We start from the raw sequence: 17,518 nt of genomic DNA on the forward strand, positions 1-17,518 counted from the left end.
GGTTTACTTAAACCAATGAAATGACAATAAAGATAGTAAAAAAACACGAGTAATAAGTAAAGCCACCCCTGAAGACAATATTTTCCGCAGCAACGCTACCCCGCCTAGACCTGTATCACCCCTGTGCGGAACGCCTCTTCCACCGGCGCATGGTTGGCCGCGGCCAGGCATTCCGCCACTATCTGCCGCGTTTGCGCGGGGTCAATGATGGCGTCTACCCATAAACGCGCCGCGGCATAGTAGGGCGTGGTTTGCGCGTTGTATTTGTCTGTAATGTTTTTCAGCAGCTTCGTTTCTTCCGCGGGAGAAATGGTCTCTCCCTTTGCCTTGAGGGAGGCCACCTGTATCTGCAACAGTGTTTTGGCGGCCTGCTCCCCACCCATCACCGCTATTTTGGCATTGGGCCAGGCAAAAATAAAACGGGGGTCGTAAGCCTTGCCGCACATGGCATAGTTGCCCGCGCCGTAAGAGTTACCGATGATCACGGTGATCTTGGGCACTACGGAATTGGCTACCGCGTTCACCAGCTTGGCGCCGTCTTTGATAATGCCGGCGTGCTCGCTGCGGCTGCCTACCATAAACCCCGTTACGTCCTGCAAGAAAAGGAGCGGTATCTTTTTCTGGTTGCAGTTCATAATGAAACGGGCGGCCTTGTCTGCGCTGTCATTATAAATAACGCCGCCCATCTGCATCTCTCCTTTTTTGCTTTTCACTATTTTGCGCTGGTTGGCTACAATGCCCACCGCCCAGCCGTCTATACGCGCATAACCGCAGAGGATGGTCTTGCCATAGTCCTGCTTGTATTCATCAAACACGCCGCCGTCTACCAGCCTTGTTATCACCTCATGCACGTCGTAAGATTTGCTGCTGTCTTCCGGGATAATGCCATACAGTTCCTCCGCCGGTTTCAGCGGGGCTACCGGGGCAATGCGGTCAAAGCCGGCGCCGGTATTGTGCCCCAGCCGGGCTACAATGTCCCTGATCCGGTCAAGGCATTCCTGGTCTGTTTTGAACCGGTAATCCGCAATGCCTGAAATTTCTGTATGCGTAACGGCGCCGCCCAGGGTTTCCGCATCTACCTCCTCCCCTATGGCGGCCTTTACCAGGTAGGGCCCGGCCAGGAAAATGGAGCCGTTGCCTTCCACCATCAGTACTTCGTCGCTCATAATAGGCAGGTACGCCCCGCCGGCCACGCAGCTGCCCATTACGGCGGCAATCTGCGTAATGCCCATGGCGCTCATGCGGGCGTTGTTGCGGAAAATGCGGCCAAAATGCTCCTTGTCCGGGAAGATCTCGTCCTGCATAGGCAGGTATACCCCGGCGCTGTCTACCAGGTAAATAACAGGCAGCCTGTTTTCCATGGCAATTTCCTGCAGGCGCAGGTTCTTTTTGCCGGTAAGGGGGAACCATGCCCCGGCTTTTACCGTCATATCATTGGCCACTATGACGCACTGGCGGCCGCTCACATAACCCAAACCGGCTACAGTGCCGCCGGCCGGGCAGCCACCATGCTCGGCATACATATCGTACGCGGTGAAAGCCCCTATTTCCGTAAAGATGGTATTTTTGTCTATAAGATAACTGATCCGTTCCCGGGGGCTCAGTTTGCCCCGCTGCCTGAGCTTTTCCAGGCTTTTTTTCCCTCCTCCCTGCTCTACTACGGCCAACCTTTGTTTCATTGTGCTGAGCAGCCTGCGCATCGTATCCTCATTTTTATTAAATTCCAGTTGCTGTTGCTCCATAATGTGGTATTTAATTTGACTAAAAGTAAGGGAAAATGGGGGAATGGCCTGTTAATTGTGAATGGAACAACAGCCACCAAACCTAAATAGTCATGTCCACACTCGTTGTTTTATCAGAGTCCCTCCAGCATATCTATCACGGCACACCCTGGCTGGATGTGACCTTTCTTGAGCACCTGCAGGAAACGGACGCGGAGCAGGCCACCCGCCGGGTTGGCGAAAGCCACAACATCTGGGAACTGGTGAACCATATCATTTTCTGGCACCAGAACGTGACCCGCAAACTGAAAGGCGAAAAGCCGGAGCAGGAAGGAGACCTCCCGGACTTCTACCTCCCGGAGAACCACGGGGAAAATAACTGGCAGGCCACCCTGCAGCGGCTGGAACATTCCATGACCCAAATGGTGGAAACAATCCGTAACTTTCCGGAAGAGAAGCTGTATACGCCCGTGCCGGAAACGCAGCACAACGCCCATTATTACATACAGGGCGTTTTACAGCATGCAGCTTACCACCTGGGGCAGATCGTACTGCTCAGGAAGCACGTTATACAATAACAAACCATCCGTATGCCAGCACCCCAATTGCCCCGCGGGCGCGTGTACAGTGTAGATGTGTTAAGAGGGCTGATCATGATCATTATGGCGCTAGACCACGTGCGCGATTTTTTCCATGCATCAGCCATGACGCAAGACCCGCTGGACGCCCAGACCACTACTCCCATGTTGTACTTCACCCGCTGGGTCACCCACTTCTGCGCGCCGCTGTTCGTACTGCTCTCCGGCTTGTCCGTACGCCTGATGCATACCCGCAAAAGCACGGCGGAGATCAGCCGCTTCCTGCTCACGCGGGGCCTGTGGCTGATACTGATAGAGGTAACGGTGGTGTCTCTGGGCCTTACTTTCAACCCTTTGCTGAACGTGATGATATTACAGGTCATCTGGGCCATCGGCATCGGCTTCCTGTTCCTGGCCCTGCTGGTGTGGCTGCCCTGGCAGGCCGTGCTGGGCCTGGGCATACTCATTGCCGCCGGGCATAACCTGCTGGACTATGTACAGGCCCGGCCCGGCTTTCAACCGGGCGTGCTGTGGGAATTTGCGCACCAGACGCGGTACACTTTTTACGAGTTGTTTCCGGGGCATGGCGTGATCGTGATCTATCCCTTCCTGCCCTGGGTGGGCATTATGCTCCTGGGTTACGGCCTGGGCCGTGTGTTTGAGGGAGATGTGGATGCCGGCCGCAGGAAAAGAACGCTCATCACCGCCGGCCTCTCCATGCTGGCCATTTTCCTGGTGCTGCGCGGCTGGAATATCTATGGCGACCCGGACCCCTGGGCAGGCTCCTTCTATGCTTTCATGAACGTGGAAAAGTACCCGCCATCCCTGTTATACGCCTGTGCCACTATTGGGCCGGGCCTGCTGATGCTGGCGGCGCTGGAACATACGCGCAACCGCGTTACCGAAGTGGCCAAAGTATATGGCAGCGTGCCGTTCTTTTATTACATCCTGCATTTTTACCTGATACACGCGCTGTGCGTAGCGGCTTTCTTTATCAGCGGGTATGGTGTAAACGATATTGTAACACCCAACCAGCTGTTCCTTTTCAGGCCGCCCAGCTTCGGTTACCCGCTGTGGGCGGTCTACCTGATCTGGATAATCGTGGTGGCCATACTGTACCGCCCCTGCCGCTGGTACTCGCAGTACAAACAAACACACCGGCAATGGTGGCTCAGTTACCTGTAGGCATTTTCAGTTCGTAACGCTCTTCATATACATCCTGCCCCCACAGATGCTGCGGAGTGGATGCCGTTTTTACGAAGCCCGCCTTTACATAAAGGCCGGCGGCGGTTTGCTGCTGGTTGGTGGTGAGCAGGTATACTTCCCTGAAACGCTGAGTACGGCAAAAAGCCATTGCTTCCTGCATCAGCGCCTTGCCCAGGCCTATGCCCCTGAACGCCGGCCTGATGAGGAACCAGCGTAACTGGGCGCGGCCGCGGCCTTTGTGAATGATGGCGATCATCCCGGCCAGCTCGCCAAAGCAGGTGGCCAGCCATACCCGGTCTTTGGCCGGGTTATAGGTTGGCAGGAACTCATGCAGCGTTTCTGTTACATACTGTTCAAACCGCAGGTCGTACTGGTATTCTTCCGCGTACACCTGGCCGTGTACGCGTATAATGTCTCCAACATCTCCCGGCTGCAGGCCGTGGCGTATTTCCACATCTTCCAGCCGGGGCTGCCCGCCGGGCGCTTTCAGCAGGCCTCGCACCCTGTTCATGGCATTTCCCACCTGCCGGCGCTGCTGCGCCGTGAGGCCCTCCAGCATCTGCCTGATCTGTACATCTGACCGCTCGTTCATCTGCGCCATCAGCTTGCGGCCCCGGGCCGTCAGTTGCAGATAGCTGGAGCGCCCGTCTTCCGGCAGCGGGTGTTTGATGACCAGGCCTTTTTTCTCGAAGTTCCGCAGCAGGCGGCTCAGGTAACCGGCATCAATGTTCAGGGCTTCACGTATGCCCGTGGCCGTAGTCTGATGGTTGAAATGGACCTCGTATATCACGCGCATCTCCGTCAGGGAATATTCACTGTCAAAAACATGCTGCTGCAGCAATCCCAGCTGCATGGTATAGAAGCGGTTGAACTGGCGGATGTTGGCGATCATGGCGGCTTCCTGTTCCGGTGTCATAAAACGGGTTTTGCTGGCAAAATATCACAATTAGTTGATTTTGTCAACTAATTTATTTGACTCCGGCAACCTTATGTTCAGGGCGCTTCTTTTACCATTCAGGCAGCAAAAACAACAGTTCACATAAAACGCGCGCGCCCTGTTGTTACCCGCTTTAAATTGCGGCATGCAACAGCTACTGCTCTCCCTGTGCCTTTTTATTGCGGTGCCTTCCCTGCAGGCGCAGCAACTGCCCAAAAGAACGTTCCGCGTGCAGCTGGGCCTGCCTGTTCTGCCGTCCCTGAACGTGCATATGGAAAACCGGATAGGCCGCCACACCTCCCTGGTGGCTAAAATAGACGCCGTTACACAGTTCAGCGTATCCAGCTCCCTGGGCACTACCGGCAGCGTGGCCTACGTACCGTCTGCGGAGCTGAGGTGGTATTACAACGTGGAACGGCGATTGGAAAAAGGCAAGTCCATCCGGTACTTTTCAGGCAATTTTTTTTCTGCGGAACCTTTTGTAAAAGCGGCGCAGACCCCGTTCGGCAATTACATGGAATACCTGCCGCCGCTCTATCCTGAAGCAGGCTTGCTGGTGAATTACGGCCTGCAGCGCGGTTTTGGGCAGCATGGCCATTGGGGGCTGTGCCTGGGCATTACGCCGGTTGCCGTAATGGACGGACAGTATGCTACTGTTGTTAAGATTAATTTCCAGCTCGGGCTACAGTGGTAACGCATTTTTTTTGTTATTTTAGTACAAGGCTTCCCCCGTTCGCAACCAGTACTAAAACCATCTTATGTTCGATCTGTTCCCGATAGACAATAGTGCCGTTGATCCTGAGGATTTAAACCGTTCAACAGAAACGATGAGGGATGCGCTTCGGGAAAGTGGAGAACGGTACCGCCAACTGGTGCAGGCTTTGCCCGCTGCCGTTTATACCTGCGATGCGCTGGGTCATATCACATTTTATAACGAAGCCGCCGCCTCCCTTTGGGGCCGCCGCCCTGAAACCGGGAAAGACCAGTGGTGCGGCTCCCTGAAAATTTTCCATACAGACGGTACGCCGCTGCCGCTGGATGAATGCCCCATGGCCGTTACGCTCAGGCAGCAAATAGCTGTAACAGGCGCTGAAATAATTATAGAAAGACCAGACGGCACCCGCCGTTTTATTCAATCTTTTCCACAGCCTGTTTTCAACACCGAAGACGTTTTCATTGGCGCTACCAACCTGCTGATGGATATTACGGACAGTAAAGTGTCTGAAGAACAGCGCGCGCACCTCGCCGCCATCATCAACTCTTCAGACGATGCCATTGTAAGCAAAACGCTCAGCGGTATTGTGACCAGCTGGAACAGGGGCGCGGAGCGTATTTTCGGGTATACGGCAGCTGAAATGATCGGCCAGTCCATCATGAAAATAATCCCGCCCGAGCGTATGGACGAAGAGCCGGGCATACTGCGCCGTATCAACGCCGGCGAGCATATTGACCATTTCGAGACGCAGCGGGTTAACAAAGACGGGCGCCTGCTGGATATTTCCGTGACCATCTCCCCCATTTTCAACAAAAAAGGCAAGATCATCGGCGCGTCTAAAATTGCCCGAGACATCACCGTGCAGAAGCAGGCGGAAAAAATAGTCAGGGAACGGGACGTAGAGTTCATGAACATGCTGGAGCAGATCATCCAGGAGCGTACGCACGAGCTGGTGCTGCTCAACAGCCGGCTGCAGAAGTCCAACCATGACCTGGAGCAGTTTGCCTACATTGCCAGCCACGACCTGCAGGAGCCGCTCCGGAAAATACTCACCTTTTCCGAACTGATCGAAAGCAATACCAGCAACCTGTCTGAAACGCAGGTTCGGTACCTCCAAAAGGTCAGGGCGTCTGCCAGGCAAATGGCCGGGCTGATCAAAGACGTGCTGAACTACTCCCGCCTCACCGCGCATAATGACCAGTATGTGACCACCAACCTGCAGCAATTGTTCAGCGAAGTACTGGCGGAATTTGACCTGCTGATAGAACAGACCGGCGCCGTTGTTCACACACAGCCGCTGCCCGTGATCATGTGCATTCCTACGCAGATCAAGCAGCTGTTCCGCAACCTCCTGAGCAATTCCATAAAGTTCAGTGACCGCCTGCCGGTGATTAACGTGGAAGCTACTACGGAGAACGGGCATCTTGCCATCCAGTTCCGTGATAACGGCATCGGTTTTGAGCAGGTGTACGCAGACAGGATCTTCCATATTTTCAACCGCCTCAACAACCGCGAAAAATACAACGGCACCGGCGTAGGGCTTGCCCTCTGCAAAAAGATCGTGGAAAACCACCGGGGCAGCATCAGCGCAGAAAGCGCGCCCGGTAAAGGCAGTACGTTCCTGATCCGGCTGCCGCTGGAGTAAGGTGCTTCAGGATACCGCGGCGCCTTTGTTTGACGAAGCAGCATACTTTGTCTATGTGCAGGGAGCGGAAATAAGCACCAGGCGTCAAATTAAAAGGAATTATAGATCAAAAGAGGGAAAACAATATCAGGGCCACTTGTCCCGGAACATCTCAATAACGGAGGGATGGAAAATGCGGTATCTTTTACCGTTAATTTCCACCACCGAACCTTTCTTCTGGCTTACAGGCAAGAGCATCCTGTTTTGTACCTTCAAGGCTTTATTATCAAGTAGTTTGACGGTCATAATACTTCAAAATTAACGTTTTTCCGCGAAACTTCCCAACTGCGGCCAATGCTTTTGGCCCGGCCTACAACTTTCCGCCCTCCGGCCAGTTGGCCCAATGGGTATTGGGAAGTGTTGCGGGCCGGTAAGCCGCCACTTCTCCCGTGGCCAGTACGCGGGCCAGTTGGCGGAAGGTGTCCGTTTGGCCGGGCAGTTCTTCTCCCGCAAGGTCAGGATGGCGCCAGGCGGCCATGGTCAATATCTCCGGCAGGTCTGCCGGCAGTTTTTGCGCTATGTCCGCGCGGGTTACCCAGAACAGGCGGGCATATTCCGGCAGCAGGCCCCGCATGAAGGCCGCATAATGGATGCGGCCGTCTGCTTCCGTCCGGATGCCGCGCGCCGCGTAATGCTCCGCATCCCTGCGCAGGGGTATTACACTGTTCCTGACCCTTATGCTGTGAGCCGCCGGGCTAAGGTAGCCCCCCGTTCCCGCGGGGAAGGCCGGCGTGCCGTTGTCTGCGGCAAAGCTGAAAAAATGATCGTTGTCCATGGCCGCCCCGTTGATGCAGTTACCGTAGGTGTAGGCAATGGTGAACAGTCCGCCGAGGTCGGGCAGCCGGTTGTTCCAGGCTATTATTTCAATGAGCATGGCCCAGCGGCGGCCGTCCCGGAAAAGGGTCAGCTGCTGGTCCCCGTGAAACAGGTACCCGTTGTCCAGCATGGGAAAGGTGTAGTTGGCCGCAGCCTCGTCCAGTTGCGCCAGTATGTCCTGTTCAGTAAAGGGCATAAGGGAAAATTGGTTTGCTGGCGCAAATTAGTAAAATATGTATTTCCGCCTTATTCTACTTTCAGGCTGGTAACCGGGTTCTGCCGCGCCACCTTCAGCACCTGCCCGCTTACCGTAAGCAGGGCTACCAGCAGCACTATCAGCCCCGGCAGCACATACAGCCACCATGGCATGCTGATATGGAAAGCAAAACGCGCCAGCCACTGCTGCAGCAGGTAACTGCCCAGCGGCAGGCTGATGCAGAACGCCACCAGCAGCAGGCGGATGTATTCTTTAGACAGCAGCAGGAGAATATTGGATACGGAAGCACCGTGTACCTTGCGGATGCCTATTTCCTTGCTCTTCTTTTCAGCCAGGAAGGAAATAAGCCCGAACAGCCCCAGGCAGGCTATGAACAGCGCAAAAGCGCTGAAATAATTGAAGATAGCGCCCATCCGTTTTTCAGACTCATAGAGGTTGACATAATCCTTGTTCACAAAATTATAGGCAAAGGGATAACCGGGATTGAACTGTTTCCATGTTTTTTCCACCAGTTGCAGCGCCGCTTCCGTATGGCCGCCCTTGATCCTCACAAAATGGTAATTGTCCCACCACGGGTTGATGCGGATCACCAGCGGTTCTATTTTCTCGTGCAGGGACTTGAAGTTGAAGTCTTTCACAATGCCGATAATGGCGCCCTGATCGTCTCCTACCTTAAAACGTTTACCCACCGGGTCTTTGAGGCCGGTCAGTTTCACCGCCGCCTCATTCAGCACGTAGTTGAAAGAGTCTGCCGGGTGCTGCACCGAAAAGCTCCTGCCTTCTTTCATGGTCAGGCCCATGGTTTCGATAAAATCGAACCCTACGGTATAGCAGTACAGCTGCGTGGGGATGTTTTTATCCCTGCCGTCCCAGTCAAAGCCTCCCCAGAGGTGTACCGTATACGTAGGAATATCTGAAGAGGTGGTTACATTGGCAATTTCCGGATGCCGCAGCAGCTCCTGCTTGAAGGCGTTGTAATTCTGGCTGATGTTGCCCTGGCGGGGCACGTAGATCAACTGGTCTTTTGCGTAGCCCAGGTTTTTGTTCATGAAATAGCTGAACTGCCGGTATACCACCAGCGTACCCAGTATAAGTATAACGGTAACAGCAAACTGCACCACCACCAGCGTTCTCCGGAAATATACGCCTCCCCTGCCCGGGTTGAAGGTGCCTTTCAGCACCTTGATAGGCTGAAAGCTGCTTAATATGACGGCGGGATAACTGCCGGCCAGCAGCCCTATGACCACTGCGCCGCCCAGGAAGGCCAGCAGCACGGGCCATTGTTGCAGGCCCAGCTCCAGCTTTTTGCCTACCATGTTATTGAACGAAGGCAGCAGCAGGTAAACGGCCGCCAGCGCCAGTATATAGGCCAGCATGGCAAACAGCAGGGATTCACTAAGCAATTGCCCTATTACGCTGCCGCGGTTGGCGCCAATGGTTTTGCGCAGCCCAATTTCCTTGGCCCGCTTTTCAGAGCGGGCGGTAGAAAGGTTCATGAAGTTGATGCAGGCTATGAAGATAATGAGCAGGGCCACTATCCAGAAGGTGCGCACATACGGGTAACGCTCTTTGCTGGCGCCGTAGAGGTCTATGTCCAGCTCGGAGTAAAGGTGAATGTCTTTCACCGCCTGCAGGAAAAAGATGTCCGCAACCAGGTCGTCATTCGTTTTGGCGTATTCGCTAATGGCGGCGGAGAGCGTGGCAGGGTCTGCGTCTGGCGCCAGCTGAAAGTAACCGTAATAAAAATTATTGCCCCAGTCAAGGCCCCAGTTTTTCAGGTACAACTGGCGGAAGGGGAGCAAAATGGTGAACGTAAAATGCGTATTGGCCGGCAGGTCTTCCAGTATGCCGGTTACCTTGTAAGGTTCCGCATTGTTCAGCAGCAGGATTTTGCCCAGCGCCTCCTCCTTGCCGAAGTACCTTTCCGCGGTGCTTTTGGTGAGCACTACGGAATTGGGCTCCATCAGCGCGGTGGCCGCATTGCCTTCCAGCATCGGGAAGGGGAAAACGGTAAAAAAAGTAGAGTCTACGTAAGTGGGGGTATCGTATAGCCTGGTCTCCTTGTAGGAGAACAGCTGCTTCTGGTTATGGGGCCGCACGCGGGTAAATTCGGTAATGCTGGCATACCGCTCCTTGAGAAAACCGGGCATGGGCGCGGGCGATGCGGAGGACTTGAAAAGCACGCCATTTTCCAGTTGCTGGTGCTGCACGAGGCGGTACGCCCTGTCTGCGCCGGGCAGAAAGGAATCATAGCTACGCTCGTTCATGATCCAGAGAAAGATCAGCATGGAGGCTATCATGCTCAGGGTGAGGCCGGCAATGTTCACTAGGGAAAACACCTTGTTCTTCCGCAGGTTCCGCCAGGCTACTGTAAGATAGTTGAGCAACATGGTGATGACTTTTTACTGGCCATCCCTCCGCAAGAAGGTTGCCATTTCCGGCAAGTGCCTGCTGGCCTGCATTACAACATTTCCGGCCGGCCGCATTTGTCCGGAAACGGACAGTTGCCGTCCGGGATTGGCCGCTCATGCAGAAAATGCAGCGGCAATTTTATATTTTTAGGCCCAAATGAACAAACCTATTCTCGTCATAAAGTTCGGCACCGCGTCTATCACACTGGCAAACGGGGAGCTGGACGAAAATGTGATTGCGGCCATAGCGGCACAGGTAGCCGCCATACATGACCAGTACAACGTAGTGCTGGTATCTTCCGGGGCGGTAGCCGCCGGCAAAAAACACCTGAAAGCCTATAACGGCACCATCAGTGAACGCAAGGCGGCGGCGGCCATCGGCAACCCCGTGCTGCTCAACCGGTATTCCCATTACTTTTCCCAATACGGCATTGCCATTGCGCAAAGCCTGTGCGAGCGTACCCATTTTTCCAACCGCAACCAGTTCCTCCAGCTGAAAAAAACCTATGAGGAACTGTGGGCCTCCGGCATTATTCCCATTGCCAATGAGAACGATGTGGTGAGCGACCTGGAGCTGAAGTTCTCCGACAACGATGAGCTGGCTACCCTCATAGCGGTAGGCTTTGGCGCCTCCCTCCTGCTTTTCAGCACCTCCGTAGCAGGCGTGCTGGACAAGGAGGGCAACATTGTGCCGCAGATAGATGTCATAGACGAAGCCGCGCTGGGCCTGGCAGACAAGAAAAAATCAAGCCTGGGGCTCGGCGGCATGGTGTCCAAGCTCACGTTTGCGAGATTGGCCACACGCATGGGTATCAGGGTGGTGATATTCGGCATCAGCACGCCCAACGGCATTCCCCTGGCGGTGGCCGGTAAAACGGGCACCCTCTGCCTGCCGCAGCCCTGCAGCATGCCGGCCCGCAAAAAATGGCTGGCCAGCGGCAGCCTCGTAACGGGCCGCGTGCTGGTAGACGCAGGCGCGCAGCAGGCGCTGCTGAAACGCCACAGCCTGCTGGCGGTAGGCGTTACCGCCATACAGGAGAAGTTTGAACGCGGGGAAGTGGTGGAAATTGCAGATGAAAAGAACAACGTTATTGCCGTGGCCCGCGCCAAGGTATCTTCTGATATGCTGGACGGGAACGGCCGCGCCAAAAAACTGGAAGTGGCGCACGCAGATGAGATCGTATTGTTATAACACCGGCCCAAATGCCGCTGCAAATATAAAATAGCCAAAGGACCATGGAATCTATCATACCCTTGCTGGAAGCCGCACAGCTGGCCAGCCGCTCTATAAAGGCCCTGCCTGACCAGGACAAACAGGCCCTGCTGAAGGCCCTGGCCGCCAGCCTGACCGCCAATACCGCCAGCATCATACAGGAAAATAAAAAAGACCTGGACCGGATGCCGGACACCGACCCGAAAAAGGACCGCCTGCTGCTCAACGCGGAACGTATACAAGGGCTGGCTGGCAGCCTGCAAGACATTGCCGCCCTGCCGGACCCCGCCAACCAGGTGTTGTCTGAAAAGCAGCTGGACAATGGCCTGCTGGTACGCAAACAAACCGTGCCGCTGGGCGTGGTGGGCGTTATTTACGAATCCCGCCCCAATGTAACGGTAGATGTGGCGGCGCTTTGCCTCCGCTCCGGCAACGCCTGCGTACTGCGCGGCGGTACAGACGCCTTTTACACCAACACCTGCCTGGTGGCCCTCATCAAGGCCGCCCTGCAAAACGCCGGCGTCAACCCAGACGCGGTGCAACTGCTGCCAACAGACCGCAAGCACGTGGGCGAGCTGCTCACGGCCGTGAAATATATAGACATCCTGATACCGCGCGGTTCCCAGCAGCTCATAGACTATGTGCGCACAACATCACGCGTGCCCGTGATCGAGACCGGCGCGGGCGTATGCCATACTTACGTGGAGCAAACGGCAGACCTCGAAAAGGCCGGCCGCATTGTGACCAACGCCAAAGTATCCCGCCCGTCCGTTTGCAACGCGCTTGACACCGTGCTGGTAGACCGCGCCGTTGTAACGGGCTTTCTGCCGCTGCTGGCCCCTTCCCTGGCGGCCTACAACGTAGAGATATTTGCGGACGATGAAGCATATGCCATTCTGCAAAAGGCCGGCTATCCCCTCCTGCAGCACGCCACGGCAGATGATTTCGGGCGGGAGTTCCTGGACTTCAAATGTTCTGTGAAGGTAGTGGAAGGGGCTGATGAGGCGCTTGACCACATCCGCCGGTATTCTTCCAAACACTCCGAAGCCATCGTGTCTAACAACGCAGCGTTGAGCGAGCGGTTCCTGAATGAAGTGGATGCGGCGGCGGTGTATGTAAATGCGTCTACCCGTTTTACAGACGGCGGTGTATTTGGCCTGGGCGCCGAAATAGGTATTTCCACACAAAAGCTGCATGCCCGCGGGCCTTTTGCACTGGAAAAGCTGGTTACCGAAAAATGGGTGGTGTATGGAGATGGGCAGGTACGGTAAACGCTACCCTTCAATGAGCGCCACGCGCCCTATTTGCCCGTCTTCCAGCCTTACCTTGATGCCCCTGGAGTGGTAAGGCGCGGAGGTGAGGATATCTTTTACCACGCCATGCGTCAGCTTGCCGCTGCGCTGGTCTTTTTTAAGAATGATGGCTACTTCGAGGCCGGGGTAAATATCACTTCTGGTCCTTCCGTTCATGTTTTGCGTTTTTCAAACCGGCGCAAAGTTACATTTTTCAGCGCAATATGACCAGGCGCTAATCCAGTACCCGCATCCGGTAAGCGTTCATGGCCGTGTCTCCCAGCCTGGTCACCAGCCGGTAGTTCACCACCAGGCCCACGGCGGCGCCCACCACGGGCAGCAGCTGCCCAATTTTGGCAAGGTCAATATGGTCCCGGTATTCCAGCTGAAAGCTCAGCCAGTCAAATTCATTGATATCGTCAGGCAGCTGTTTGCTTTTCTCTTTCCAGTCCACGATCTGGTCAAACACCTTGCGCCGGTGCTGCTGGCTGCTGAAGGCCAGCTGGAAAATATAGAGGATGTACAGGCGTTCCTTGTAATCTTTTACATCAAACCCGTAAAACGTGGCAATGTCAAACAGGAGCTTGAGTTTCATGCCCAGCAGAATGGGAAAGTCCGCCAACCCCAGCAGGATGCCGCCCGCCCCTGTGATGCCGCCTTCCGCCGCGGCCGTTTTCCGGTAAAAGTCAACCCGGCGCAGCACCGCCTCTTCCACGTCAAAGAGAGAGGCAAACCGGGGTTGTTTGGGCGCGGTGTACGTGGAGCCATACAATACGCCGCGCACCATCTGCTTGATGGTAACGGTAATGGCGTTATGCACCTTGTCTGGTATAAGGCGGTTAATACGGCTTTGGACAGACTTGGAGAGCCTGTCTACCACGTTGGGCCGCCGCTGCATTTTCAGCTGCCATACCGCCATTTCCACGCGCATGCGCTGTTCGTGCGTCATAGAGGGAATATACGTAAAAAAAGAGCGTATAAAGCTGTAGCAGGATGCCCCCCACTGAAACCAGGCCCGTAAATGTGGATCAGGACGAAGCAACCGGCCCTGTAAACCATCATCAGGATCATTTTTGAACCCTGTAAACCTTGATCAGTATTTTCTACCCAAAGGTGTGAACCTATTTCAGGACAAGGCCAAAGGCAGGCTGGTGCTAGGTTTCGGATAGGATATCTTACCCATATCATACCCATATCCCAGGGATATCCCATCCATATCCCACCCCTATATAGAGGTAACTTATCTATGCCTTATCCGTATATAAAGGATTGTTTATCAGTAAAACATTCTAAAGCCATTCCACAGGTTGCCATTGCGGGGCCTCCCCCCAAAAAAGGGGCATGTTTGACCGGAAGCGGCACAAAAAAAGCCTCCCGGCATGCGCCGGAAGGCTGAGACGCGTCTGCGTCAAAACAGTTTTCTTGTATGGAGCAGCCCGGTTAGGCGATACTAACCGAAGGCTTCCATGAATATCCTGTAGATTGCATGAATACCTCCTTTTCTTTGGTGAGTTATAAATCTACGGCATTTCTCGCGGCAAAAAATGTTAAAATTCACCCGCTACGCTTGTTTCCGCCCCGGCCATACCGTTTTCAGTAGCATTTCGGCCGTGGACGCCGTTATAAGTACTCATTTAAGTATCCTGCACGCGCGCGGCAAGCGGTAATTTGCAAACAATGAAAAACCTTCTTCTCACCATATCGCTGGCGGGCTGCTGCGTGCCCGCTTTTGCGCAGAACGGCAATTTTGCTGACTCGCTGCAGCTGCAGGCCGGCACTACCGGCACGGTGGCCACCCAGGAGTACCTGCCGCTCTGGCTCACGGTCAAACGCTTCGGCACTATCAGTGACCGGAAATCTGACCTCTCCACGTACCTGCGGCTGCGCAATGCCCACCGCTTCGGGCAGGAAGAAGATTTTTACCTGCGTTACGGCATCAGCCTGTACAACAACAACCATTTCAGGGACGTGTTCTTTGAAGAGGCCTTTGCCAGGGTGGGCTACCGCAAATGGGAGATCAGGGGCGGCCGGTACGAAGAGATGCTGGGCGAAGCAGACCAGGAGCTGTCTTCCGGCGCCTGGGGCATCAGCGGCAACGCCCTGCCCATTCCCAAAATAGGCATTGCGCTCACGGAGTATGCAGACGTTCCGTTCACCAACGGATGGCTGCAGGTGAAAGGCCAGTTCAGCCACGGCTGGATGGGAAAAGAGCAATACATCCGCAACGCTTACCTCCACGAAAAAACGCTGTACCTGCGCATCGGCAAAGAGCGCCTGAAAGTATACGGCGGCATTCAGCATTTTGCCGTTTGGGGCGGTAACCGCAGTGACCTCCCCAAGATCAAAAACTCCTTTTCAGATTACCTCAACATAGTGATCGGCAAGGAAGGGGACGACGGTACGGTGATCAACGAGGAAATTGCCCCGAACCGGCCCGGGGACCACCGCGGCGTACTGGAAGGCGGCGTATCCTGGGAAAATGAGGCCCTGCAGTTCATGCTCTATAACCAGTCTATGTTTGAAACAGGGCAGAACATTTCCATCAAGAACACAGACCGCCTGCTGGGGCTGAGCTACCGGAACAAGAACGAAGACGGCGCTCTCCGCGGCCTCACGCTGGAATTTATCAACACCAAAAAGATGAATAGCTGGGACCCGCTGAGAGTACGGGAAAGCTACTACAACAACGGCATTTATCTTACCGGCTGGGAATACCAGGGCCGCATCATCGGCACGCCGCTGTTCATTAACCGGCAGCGCGGCCAGCATTACTTCAGTGATATACGGCCATATGACTGGTCTCAGCCGAAAGACTCCATCAGCGGCCGGGGCTGGAACATCATCAGCAACCGTGTTACCGGCCTGCACCTGGGCGGCCGCTACCGCATCGGCACGGCCATACAGGGCAGAACGCTTATCACCTACACAAAAAACTTCGGGAATTACCAGAATACGGCCACTTTCAACGGCGGGCTTACGCAATGGTACACCTTGCAGGAAATACAGTGGAATACGCCTTTAACTGGTTTTTCCGTTACCGGCGGCCTGGCGGCAGACTGGGGGAAACTGGGCAACAACACTGGTTTTATGCTGGGCGCGCGCTGGAGCTTCGGGTCAGAATAGGATCTTGCGGATCACCGCATGCAGCTTCTTGAACAGGAAAGGTTTGGTAACATAGCCCGCGGCCCCTTTTTTCATGGCCTTGTTCACTTCTTCCATACCTGTTTTTGCGGTGAGCATCAGTACGGGGATCTGGCGCAGCGTGCTGTCTGACTGGAAAGTGTCCAGCAGCTCATACCCGTTCATCACCGGCATGTATATGTCGCTGATAACAAGGTCAGGCCGGTTCAGGCGGGCCTGCCGCAGGCCTTCTTCCCCGTTTTCCGCCAGCAGTACCGTGAAGTCGTGCATTTCCAGCAGTGTTCTCAAGGTGTCTGACAGGTTCGTTTTGTCTTCGATGAGCAAGATCGTTCTATTCGTCCTCATATCTGAAAGTGATGCTAAATGTGGTGCCTTTGTTTTCTTCACTGTCTACCGTAATTTTTCCACCGTTCATTTCCACAAAAGTTTTTACAATAGACAGCCCCAGCCCTGTGCCCTCCCTGCCGTCTACATTGCTGCCGCGGTAAAAGGAGTTGAACAGGTTCGGGATATCTTTTTCCGGGATGCCGATGCCATGGTCCGCCACCCTGATCTCACATTTCCGTTTATGATAGCGCAGCCTGAGCACCGGGTTCTTTTTGTCTGAATATTTGAATGCGTTGCCGATGAGGTTCACGAGAATTTTGGATAACTGGTCTTTGTCTACGATCACCTTGCGGGGTGTGCCGGATATTTTCACTTCCAGCTTCCGGTCATCCCGCCTGTCCGTAAAATACTGGTGCTTCAGAAAATCTACCATCTTGCGCACGTCTACGGGCATTTTGTTGATCTCGTAATTATTGGAAACTATTTTGCTCAGCGTCAGTATTTCGTCCAGCATGGTATTCAGGTTGAACACCTCATGAGATATCTTGGCAATGTTGCGCCGGTAGAAATCATCTATGGCGCCTTCCCGCTGCATGCGGCCTTCCACAAGATCAATGGCGGAAGCTATTGCTGTTAGCGGTGTTCTGAACTCGTGTGAGGTCATCGAAATAAAGTTGGCCTTCATCTCCTGCAAATTCCGTTCCTTTTCCAGGTGCTGCAGCTGTAAGCGCAGCGCCGCCTGCCGGGCAACAGGCTGCCCGATGGCGAGCAGGTATACCTTGCGGTGAATATGAACGCGGCTTGACTTGAAATCTATGTGGCTCTTTTTGCCGTTACTGCCGGCGGCAAGAATAAAAGACCCGTTCACAGGCATCACCTGCAGCGGGTTGCCTACCAGCGCTTCTCCCAACTGTGCAATAGCTGTTTTATTGGCTTTCTCCACCACCATCGCGTCCGGGTCGATGATCAGCACGGGTGCTTTAATGCCGTTAAGCAATTGGTTAACCTTAATGTAGTACTGTGACTTCATTCTCGATTCTTCAAAATAGGATTCATGGTGCCGGTCTTTTTATGACCGTGTCTCACTGTCTTTCTACTAACTATATATATATCTGATATGGTTCCGAAAGTAAGATAAGCATTGTATCCCGCACTTTAACAACTGTAACTCACTTTTATTGCAATTGTGGAAAAAATATAAACAACCGTAGCGAACGGATAACTTTTTTTCACATTCATTACTAGTTTAAGTAATGCCCT

At 54.3% G+C, this 17,518-nt stretch carries 15 protein-coding genes; 7 read left to right on the forward strand and 8 right to left on the reverse strand.

What is annotated here, in order from left to right; translation table 11 throughout:
• Positions 1–104 precede the first annotated feature (104 nt).
• Complete coding sequence (locus D3A97_RS19770; RefSeq protein WP_119080283.1) at positions 105–1,742, reverse strand: acyl-CoA carboxylase subunit beta; 1,638 nt, start codon at positions 1,740–1,742, stop codon at positions 105–107.
• A gap of 92 nt (positions 1,743–1,834) precedes the next feature.
• Here D3A97_RS19770 and D3A97_RS19775 point away from each other — a divergent pair, with 92 nt between their 5' ends.
• Together D3A97_RS19775 and D3A97_RS19780 are read left to right on the forward strand one after the other, a co-directional pair.
• Entirely contained in the window at positions 1,835–2,299 is a 465-nt protein-coding gene (locus D3A97_RS19775; protein ID WP_119080284.1) for a DinB family protein, read from the forward strand.
• 12 nt (positions 2,300–2,311) lie between these two features.
• A complete protein-coding gene (locus tag D3A97_RS19780) occupies positions 2,312–3,484 on the forward strand; it encodes an acetyltransferase domain-containing protein (protein WP_119080285.1) in 1,173 nt (390 codons plus the stop codon).
• Here D3A97_RS19780 and D3A97_RS19785 read toward each other — a convergent pair.
• Positions 3,471–4,421 carry a bifunctional helix-turn-helix transcriptional regulator/GNAT family N-acetyltransferase gene (locus D3A97_RS19785; protein WP_119080286.1) on the reverse strand — a complete coding sequence of 317 codons (951 nt, stop codon included), beginning with the start codon at positions 4,419–4,421 and terminating at the stop codon, positions 3,471–3,473. The genes D3A97_RS19780 and D3A97_RS19785 overlap by 14 nt on opposite strands.
• A 166-nt stretch (positions 4,422–4,587) precedes the next feature.
• On the opposite strand from D3A97_RS19785, the gene D3A97_RS19790 reads away from it, so the two are divergent.
• Both D3A97_RS19790 and D3A97_RS19795 read left to right on the forward strand, forming a co-directional pair.
• On the forward strand, positions 4,588–5,136 hold the full coding sequence (locus tag D3A97_RS19790) for a hypothetical protein (RefSeq protein ID WP_119080287.1): 549 nt from the start codon (positions 4,588–4,590) through the stop codon (positions 5,134–5,136).
• 133 nt (positions 5,137–5,269) lie between these two features.
• Positions 5,270–6,802 (forward strand): PAS domain-containing sensor histidine kinase, encoded by a 1,533-nt coding sequence (locus D3A97_RS19795; protein ID WP_198674090.1) that lies wholly within the window; start codon positions 5,270–5,272, stop codon positions 6,800–6,802.
• A 349-nt stretch (positions 6,803–7,151) separates the two neighbouring features.
• Here D3A97_RS19795 and D3A97_RS19800 read toward each other — a convergent pair whose 3' ends face one another.
• Complete coding sequence (locus D3A97_RS19800; RefSeq protein ID WP_119080289.1) at positions 7,152–7,853, reverse strand: DUF7003 family protein; 702 nt, start codon at positions 7,851–7,853, stop codon at positions 7,152–7,154.
• 50 nt (positions 7,854–7,903) lie between these two features.
• Positions 7,904–10,264: an ABC transporter permease gene (locus D3A97_RS19805; RefSeq protein WP_119080290.1), complete on the reverse strand. Its 2,361-nt coding sequence runs from the start codon at positions 10,262–10,264 to the stop codon at positions 7,904–7,906.
• Positions 10,265–10,442: 178 nt separating this feature from the next.
• Here D3A97_RS19805 and proB point away from each other — a divergent pair, with 178 nt between their 5' ends.
• Both proB and D3A97_RS19815 read left to right on the forward strand, forming a co-directional pair.
• Positions 10,443–11,477 carry a glutamate 5-kinase gene (gene proB / locus D3A97_RS19810; protein ID WP_119080291.1) on the forward strand — a complete coding sequence of 345 codons (1,035 nt, stop codon included), beginning with the start codon at positions 10,443–10,445 and terminating at the stop codon, positions 11,475–11,477.
• A gap of 44 nt (positions 11,478–11,521) precedes the next feature.
• A complete protein-coding gene (locus tag D3A97_RS19815; RefSeq protein ID WP_119080292.1) occupies positions 11,522–12,769 on the forward strand; it encodes a glutamate-5-semialdehyde dehydrogenase in 1,248 nt (415 codons plus the stop codon).
• Positions 12,770–12,772: 3 nt separating this feature from the next.
• On the opposite strand, the gene D3A97_RS19820 is transcribed toward D3A97_RS19815, so the two are convergent.
• Entirely contained in the window at positions 12,773–12,967 is a 195-nt protein-coding gene (locus D3A97_RS19820; RefSeq protein ID WP_119080293.1) for a YwbE family protein, read from the reverse strand.
• A 58-nt stretch (positions 12,968–13,025) separates the two neighbouring features.
• Positions 13,026–13,739, reverse strand: coding sequence for an EcsC family protein (locus tag D3A97_RS19825; protein WP_119080294.1), 714 nt, complete (start codon positions 13,737–13,739; stop codon positions 13,026–13,028).
• A 728-nt stretch (positions 13,740–14,467) separates the two neighbouring features.
• Between D3A97_RS19825 and D3A97_RS19830 the strand changes: the two genes are divergently transcribed.
• A complete protein-coding gene (locus tag D3A97_RS19830) occupies positions 14,468–15,913 on the forward strand; it encodes a capsule assembly Wzi family protein (RefSeq protein ID WP_119080295.1) in 1,446 nt (481 codons plus the stop codon).
• On the opposite strand, the gene D3A97_RS19835 is transcribed toward D3A97_RS19830, so the two are convergent.
• Both D3A97_RS19835 and D3A97_RS19840 read right to left on the reverse strand, forming a co-directional pair.
• On the reverse strand, positions 15,905–16,276 hold the full coding sequence (locus D3A97_RS19835) for a response regulator (protein ID WP_119080296.1): 372 nt from the start codon (positions 16,274–16,276) through the stop codon (positions 15,905–15,907). The genes D3A97_RS19830 and D3A97_RS19835 overlap by 9 nt on opposite strands.
• Positions 16,263–17,231: a sensor histidine kinase gene (locus D3A97_RS19840; RefSeq protein WP_198674091.1), complete on the reverse strand. Its 969-nt coding sequence runs from the start codon at positions 17,229–17,231 to the stop codon at positions 16,263–16,265. Before D3A97_RS19840 ends, D3A97_RS19835 begins: the two co-directional genes overlap by 14 nt.
• Positions 17,232–17,518: the final 287 nt, after the last annotated feature.

The organism is Chitinophaga alhagiae, assembly GCF_003568665.1.
GTDB classification, from domain to species: domain Bacteria; phylum Bacteroidota; class Bacteroidia; order Chitinophagales; family Chitinophagaceae; genus Chitinophaga; species Chitinophaga alhagiae.

What these genes read in the sequence shown, in the direction of transcription:
- D3A97_RS19770 (WP_119080283.1), bottom strand. Translation starts at nt 1,742, where the DNA reads ATGGAGCAACAGCAACTGGAATTTAATAAAAATGAGGATACGATGCGC.
- D3A97_RS19775 (WP_119080284.1), top strand. Translation starts at nt 1,835, where the DNA reads ATGTCCACACTCGTTGTTTTATCAGAGTCCCTCCAGCATATCTATCAC.
- D3A97_RS19780 (WP_119080285.1), top strand. Translation starts at nt 2,312, where the DNA reads ATGCCAGCACCCCAATTGCCCCGCGGGCGCGTGTACAGTGTAGATGTG.
- D3A97_RS19785 (WP_119080286.1), bottom strand. Translation starts at nt 4,421, where the DNA reads ATGACACCGGAACAGGAAGCCGCCATGATCGCCAACATCCGCCAGTTC.
- D3A97_RS19790 (WP_119080287.1), top strand. Translation starts at nt 4,588, where the DNA reads ATGCAACAGCTACTGCTCTCCCTGTGCCTTTTTATTGCGGTGCCTTCC.
- D3A97_RS19795 (WP_198674090.1), top strand. Translation starts at nt 5,270, where the DNA reads ATGAGGGATGCGCTTCGGGAAAGTGGAGAACGGTACCGCCAACTGGTG.
- D3A97_RS19800 (WP_119080289.1), bottom strand. Translation starts at nt 7,853, where the DNA reads ATGCCCTTTACTGAACAGGACATACTGGCGCAACTGGACGAGGCTGCG.
- D3A97_RS19805 (WP_119080290.1), bottom strand. Translation starts at nt 10,264, where the DNA reads ATGTTGCTCAACTATCTTACAGTAGCCTGGCGGAACCTGCGGAAGAAC.
- proB (WP_119080291.1), top strand. Translation starts at nt 10,443, where the DNA reads ATGAACAAACCTATTCTCGTCATAAAGTTCGGCACCGCGTCTATCACA.
- D3A97_RS19815 (WP_119080292.1), top strand. Translation starts at nt 11,522, where the DNA reads ATGGAATCTATCATACCCTTGCTGGAAGCCGCACAGCTGGCCAGCCGC.
- D3A97_RS19820 (WP_119080293.1), bottom strand. Translation starts at nt 12,967, where the DNA reads ATGAACGGAAGGACCAGAAGTGATATTTACCCCGGCCTCGAAGTAGCC.
- D3A97_RS19825 (WP_119080294.1), bottom strand. Translation starts at nt 13,739, where the DNA reads ATGACGCACGAACAGCGCATGCGCGTGGAAATGGCGGTATGGCAGCTG.
- D3A97_RS19830 (WP_119080295.1), top strand. Translation starts at nt 14,468, where the DNA reads ATGAAAAACCTTCTTCTCACCATATCGCTGGCGGGCTGCTGCGTGCCC.
- D3A97_RS19835 (WP_119080296.1), bottom strand. Translation starts at nt 16,276, where the DNA reads ATGAGGACGAATAGAACGATCTTGCTCATCGAAGACAAAACGAACCTG.